The sequence below is a fragment of the Vibrio sp. CJQ_6 genome, from assembly GCF_043106745.1.
Taxonomy (GTDB): domain Bacteria; phylum Pseudomonadota; class Gammaproteobacteria; order Enterobacterales; family Vibrionaceae; genus Vibrio; species Vibrio furnissii.
In genome coordinates this window covers 1-5,743 of record NZ_JBICMV010000009.1, presented here as the reverse complement: position 1 = coordinate 5,743, position 5,743 = coordinate 1, and the positions used below count along the sequence as shown (strand labels likewise).

General features: G+C 41.2%; 5 protein-coding genes. 3 read left to right on the top strand and 2 right to left on the bottom strand.

Annotated features, from left to right (window positions below; all coding sequences use genetic code 11):
- The first annotated feature begins 484 nt into the window (after positions 1 to 484).
- Genes ACF8PK_RS06960 through neuC form a run of 3 tightly spaced genes read left to right on the top strand, consistent with a single transcriptional unit; the run spans position 485 to position 3,332 of the window.
- Complete coding sequence (locus tag ACF8PK_RS06960; RefSeq protein WP_392440630.1) at positions 485 to 1,171, top strand: cytidylyltransferase domain-containing protein; 687 nt, start codon at positions 485 to 487, stop codon at positions 1,169 to 1,171.
- Entirely contained in the window at positions 1,164 to 2,207 is a 1,044-nt protein-coding gene (locus ACF8PK_RS06955; RefSeq protein WP_392440629.1) for an N-acetylneuraminate synthase family protein, read from the top strand. Before ACF8PK_RS06960 ends, ACF8PK_RS06955 begins: the two co-directional genes overlap by 8 nt.
- Before the next feature lie 3 nt (positions 2,208 to 2,210).
- Positions 2,211 to 3,332, top strand: coding sequence for a UDP-N-acetylglucosamine 2-epimerase (gene neuC / locus ACF8PK_RS06950; protein ID WP_392440628.1), 1,122 nt, complete (start codon positions 2,211 to 2,213; stop codon positions 3,330 to 3,332).
- Positions 3,333 to 3,733: 401 nt separating this feature from the next.
- Here neuC and ACF8PK_RS06945 read toward each other — a convergent pair whose 3' ends face one another.
- Positions 3,734 to 4,546 carry a glycosyltransferase gene (locus ACF8PK_RS06945; RefSeq protein ID WP_392440627.1) on the bottom strand — a complete coding sequence of 271 codons (813 nt, stop codon included), beginning with the start codon at positions 4,544 to 4,546 and terminating at the stop codon, positions 3,734 to 3,736.
- A 1-nt stretch (position 4,547) separates the two neighbouring features.
- Positions 4,548 to 5,534, bottom strand: a complete 987-nt coding sequence (locus ACF8PK_RS06940; RefSeq protein WP_392440626.1) for a sugar transferase — start codon at positions 5,532 to 5,534, stop codon at positions 4,548 to 4,550.
- Positions 5,535 to 5,743 lie beyond the last annotated feature (209 nt).

Here is a 5,743-nt window from a genome sequence, read left to right as displayed (position 1 = left end):
CTCTAAAACTGTGGCCAATTTTAGTTGACCACTACACGTTACAGTATTGAACACTTACACGACAGAGGAAATCAACGGGATGAAAGAGTTGGCCAGTTTGTTTTTTACTCAATCTGTGTAGATACCTATGCTTATATCATAAAGAAAGTGCGGATTTTCTTAATGAGTGTTTGGAGAGTATTTAACATCAAACTAGATTGCCCGCAGAAATTCTCATTGTGGAATACGGTTCTCTAACAGTCATCAACGAGCGATTTTTGTGTTCGATTCTGATTACCTTCTAAGATACTTTCGAGTCTTTATTAACATGACGTATGTTCATGAGTCTTCCTTGTGGCGCAGATAAGGAGTCGCGCCATTCGACTTAGTCATGTACAATTCGTGGCACATATATTTGTGCGCTATTGAGCGTGACCACGGGTAATTAAACTTGGTGGATAGTTTTGAATAGCCGACTAAAATTTTAAAGAGGCAGGGGTGTTAGATGTCAAACTTTGCGCTTATTACAGCGAGAGGGGGCTCGAAGGGGCTGCCTAGAAAAAATGTACTTCCGTTGAAGGGCAAACCTGTTATCGCTTGGACGATCGAAGCTTCCATGAAATGTCCACAAATAGATCGTGTGGTTGTGACTACAGATGATGAAGAAATCGCGGATGTAAGTCGAAAGTTCGGCGCCGAGGTGATTAACCGACCTTCACATTTGGCAACCGATGAGGCGACAAGTGAGGCAGTGATTAGTCACGCTATTGCTGAGCTCGAAAAAACAGAGAACATAACGACGATAGTGTTGCTACAGCCCACTTCTCCACTTCGAAACTCTTCGCATATTTCAGATGCGCTGGCTCTTCATAACGAGCAGGGCGCCACATGTACGATTAGTGTCTTTGAACCAAGTCACTGCCCAGCGAAAGCTTATCGATTAAACGAAAACGGCACGATAAGTGGTCTTTACGGGGCGGCAGCGCCTTACACTCGACGACAAGACTTACCTACGACTTATCAACCTAATGGTGCCATTTACATCTTCTCCGTAGACAGTTTTAAACAGTTTAATCAAATCCCAAGAGAAGATGTGTATCCGTACGAGATGTCTGAAAAACAATCAGCGGATATCGACACATTAGAAGATTTATTAAACATTGAAAGAATAATGGAAGATGACCATGAGTAACCCTGTATTTGAAATTTCTGGCCGAAAAGTCGGTCTGGACTTTGACCCGCTCATTATCGCTGAAATCGGTATCAACCACGAAGGCTCATTGAATGTTGCTAAGCAAATGGTCGATGCCGCGATTGAGGGTGGTGCAGAAATAGTCAAGCACCAAACGCACGTGGTTGAAGACGAGATGAGTGCGGAGGCAAAGAGCGTTGTCCCGGGCAATGCAGATGTGTCAATTTATGAGATCATGGAGCGCTGCTCTCTAAACGAAGATGATGAAACGGCGCTAAAACAGTACGTTGAATCAAAGGGTGCTATTTTCATTAGCACGCCATTCTCTCGTGCCGCGGCTTTACGATTGGAGCGCATGAACGTTCCCGCATATAAAATTGGCTCGGGTGAGTGTAACAACTACCCATTGCTTGATCTGATTGCTAGTTTTGGTAAGCCGATCATCCTTAGTACGGGGATGAACGATATTCCTTCTATCGAAAAAGCGGTCAACATCTTTAGAAAACACAACACCGATTTTTGTCTGCTGCATACGACAAACTTATACCCTACACCGGACCACCTAATTCGTATTGGAGCTATGACTCAGCTTCAAGAAGCGTTCCCTGATGCTGTGGTTGGGCTTTCAGATCACAGTATCGACAACCTTGCCTGCTTAGGTGCGGTTGCTGCAGGTGCTTCTGTATTAGAACGACACTTTACTGACAGCAAGGACCGTCCAGGTCCGGATATTGTTTGCTCGATGGATGCAAATGAGTGTGCAGAGTTGATTGCCCAATCTAAGCGTATGGCACAAATGCGTGGCGGTAAGAAAGAAGCGGCAAAAGAAGAGCAGGTTACGATTGATTTTGCTTACGCGAGCGTTGTTACGATCGCAGAGATTAAAGAAGGTGAAACCTTTACGCGTGATAATCTTTGGGTAAAACGTCCGGGTACTGGCGATTACTTGGCAGAAGATTATGAAGCGCTTATTGGCTGCATTTCGACGCAAAATTTGCCTGCTGACGTCCAGATCAAGAAAGAACATGTGAAGTAAGCTATGAAAAAAATATTGTTTTTGACAGGTACGCGAGCAGATTTTGGCAAGCTAAAAAGCTTAATAGCCAAAGTTGATCATCACCCTCAATTTGAGTCTCACATCTTTGTGACGGGTATGCATATGATTGCCAAATATGGCATGACGGCCAATGAGGTTAAGAAAGCCGGCTTCAACTCCTTATATCAGTATATTAACCAGAATAGTCATGACTCGATGGACGTTGTGCTTGCAAAAACAATTCATGGTCTATCTGATTATGTAAAGGAGCTTAATCCGGATATGATCGTCGTCCACGGCGATCGTGTTGAGGCGATGGCTGGTGCTATCGTGGGTGCGCTAAACAATGTTTTGGTTGCACATATTGAGGGTGGAGAAGTCTCGGGGACTATCGATGAGCTGATCCGTCATTCAGTGTCTAAAATGTCGCATCTGCATTTTGTCTCAAATGATACTGCAAGACAGCGATTAATTCAGTTAGGAGAGGCGGATAGTAGTATTTTTGTTATTGGCTCTCCTGATTTGGATATCATGGTTTCACCTAATCTCCCTTCGTTGGACGAGGTAAGAGCGAGGTACGAAATCCCTTATGAACAATATTCTGTTTTTATGTATCACCCAGTAACCACAGAAGTGGACGCGTTGCCCGAAAGAATTAGTGAGGCAGTCGATGCTTTAATTAAAAGTGGCTATAACTATGTTGTTATCTACCCGAATAATGACTATGGTTCAGATGTTATTTTGGAAGAACTGAAGAGGCTTGAGAACCGAGAGCAGTTTAGGCTGTTTCCAAGTGTTAGATTTGAACATTTCTTGACTCTTCTCAAGCATTCCGAGTTCATGATTGGAAACTCTAGCGCTGGTGTTAGAGAGGTACCGTTCTATGGAAAACCGTCGATAAACTTAGGTACAAGACAAAATATGAGGTCTCAAGCAAAGTCGATCATCAACGTGTCAGAAAAACAGGACGAGATTTTGGCTGCAATCAGCAAGGCAAAGGTCAGCACCTACAGCCCTGAGCAAGAGTTTGGTACTGGAAATAGTGATGAGCTTTTCATGAATGCGCTTTTGTCTGATGAAGTCTGGTGTGTGAGTAAGCAAAAAGTATTCATCGACAAAGTTTAGTTTCAAAACTAGGGGCTCTAAATAGGTGTAGAGCCTTCTGTCAGTGGTCTTTACAACGTAACTGTTCACCTAGGGTTGGCAATTTATGCATTATAGTGAGACATGCTGAATCTGGTCGATAAACTTCGCATAGCTAGAGTGTTTCGCTGTATGATCAACCGGAACATGTTTTTCATTAATTGTCTAGACCTCGTGGGTGAAGAGTTACGATCAGACAAGCGTGCTTAAATATGCTCAAGAGTGAAACGACTCTGAAAGCGAGCGTGAAGTACAAAAGAGCGATGTGTACCATGGATTCTGAGTATGTATTGAAGGTGCTAGCAAGCCTTTATTGATGGGGATGTTCATGATTTTTCGGTGTAATCTTGCCCTGCTTACATTAGAGAGTTTTACGTAACATGTTATATTTTTTTTCGAGTCAGTTCATATACTTTTGATAGTACTTTATTGGGGGCAATGCGTAATAATGCTCTAAGAAAGTAATAAATAAAACTACTAGGGCTTTTATCTAATTTCAACGCGTATATTTTTGTCATAATCTTAATTTCACTTAGCGCATATTTAAGTCCACTTCTCCGCTCTAGCATACCATTTCCAACCCTAGCACTTACTAAAACATCATCTATGTTGTCAATTTTATAACCTTGCGCTTGTAATCTTAGCCATAAATAGTAGTCCTCCATAAAGTGAAGATGCTTGTAACTACCTACATCTAAAATAGCCCCCTTTCTAAAAACTGCTGCCATATGATTTATAGGGTTTCTTCTCAAGGAGTATGCTAGTATATCTTGCTTAGGAACAGTTCTTATTCTTTCAGGCTTTGCTGGGTCTGATTCAAACTCGTTAACATCACAACTTATTGCAGCAACACCGGGGTTCTGAACAAGATAATTAATTTGCTTTTCGAATCTATCAACATGATTTATGTCATCTGTATCTACCCTTGCGATTAGTTCAAATGAACATTGTGCTAGGCCTGCGTTTAATGCTTCTCCTAGGCCCACATTATTCGGGAGTACAACCTCTTTGATTGGAAGTTTTGCGCTCCACTTATCCAATACGCGGTATAGCCCCTCAGTTAAAGGACCATCATGTACAACCACGATCTCAGTCGCCTCCAATTTTTGCCATTGAAGGCTTTGAAAGCACAACTCTAGATACGAAGGTTTTTCTTGGTGGTAAAGTGAACACAATACTGAGAATTTAGAAGTCATATCATCTACCCATCCCAAAAATAACTGTTTTAATAGTCAAAAATAGAATTTTTAATTCCATACGCCAGTTTTGATGTTTGATGTAGTAAATATCATATTTGTGTTTCCAGACCGCGTCTTCGATAGATGCTCCGTAAGGGTATTTCACTTGAGCTAGCCCGGTTACTCCTGGTTTTACGGCATGGCGGAAGCGGTAGTACGGAATTTCTTTTTCTAAGTATTTTATAAACACCTCGCGTTCAGGACGAGGTCCCACCATCGACATTTCACCTCTATATACGTTGATCAACTGCGGCAATTCATCAATTCGTGTTTTGCGAATGAAGTTACCTACTTTTGTTACGCGAGCATCATTTTTTGTTGCCCATTGAGCGCCATTCTTTTCAGCATCATCTCTCATTGAGCGGAACTTGATTACTTCAAACTCTTGATTGTATTGACCTGTTCTCCTTTGTTTAAAGAAAATAGGTCCAGGAGACTCTAACTTGATTAAAAGTGCAGTTATCAGCCCAACTGGTATTGCAATTAAGCCGATAATGAATACAAAAAGCAGATCGATAAAGCGCTTTTCGTTTTCGTTTCTTTTATTGGATAAGATCGAAAACGCTTTTTGATGAAGGAAATAACCACTGTGCAGTAATTCGGTCTCTGTATAGCCTAATGTTCTATCAAAGTAACTTACCAAAGGTTCAACCCAAGCGCCTAGCTCGGTTGCTCCAATTAAAAAATTACGGTGTTCTTTAGTTAGCCCTGAGCTTTGAAAGTGGCAAAGCGTTTTACCTTTGAAGTCTCTTAATGAATAGTTATTGATGTCGAACTTCAAATTATGTCGAGATAAGACGGACTTTAAGGTATAGATGCACTGCTCAGGGCAGTATATGTGAATAGTTGATTCAGAAGTTTTCGTTGCTTCGCACCTTTCGTTATCAAGTAGCGTATCTTGAACTTCAGTATCTAGCGCTTGTCTATTTACCACTGTAGTTTCCATGTTCTAGCCATTTATAAATTAGTTATTACGTTAGCTTAACGCTTTGTGACCATATTATATTCGATTTTCTGTTACGAATAAACATTCATACTTGTTTCAAGTCTTGGGTGGTTTGTATGAATCACGTACAATAACGATAACGTCAGCAATTATAACTAAAAAACCATGATCAAAAAATGGCGTTTTTGCGTAATTCGAGGTAACTAAAT

Excerpts from the sequence above, each read along its gene's own strand:
- neuC (WP_392440628.1), top strand. The coding sequence starts at position 2,211 with ATGAAAAAAATATTGTTTTTGACAGGTACGCGAGCAGATTTTGGCAAG.
- ACF8PK_RS06940 (WP_392440626.1), bottom strand. The coding sequence starts at position 5,534 with ATGGAAACTACAGTGGTAAATAGACAAGCGCTAGATACTGAAGTTCAA.
- ACF8PK_RS06945 (WP_392440627.1), bottom strand. The coding sequence starts at position 4,546 with ATGACTTCTAAATTCTCAGTATTGTGTTCACTTTACCACCAAGAAAAA.
- ACF8PK_RS06960 (WP_392440630.1), top strand. The coding sequence starts at position 485 with ATGTCAAACTTTGCGCTTATTACAGCGAGAGGGGGCTCGAAGGGGCTG.
- ACF8PK_RS06955 (WP_392440629.1), top strand. The coding sequence starts at position 1,164 with ATGAGTAACCCTGTATTTGAAATTTCTGGCCGAAAAGTCGGTCTGGAC.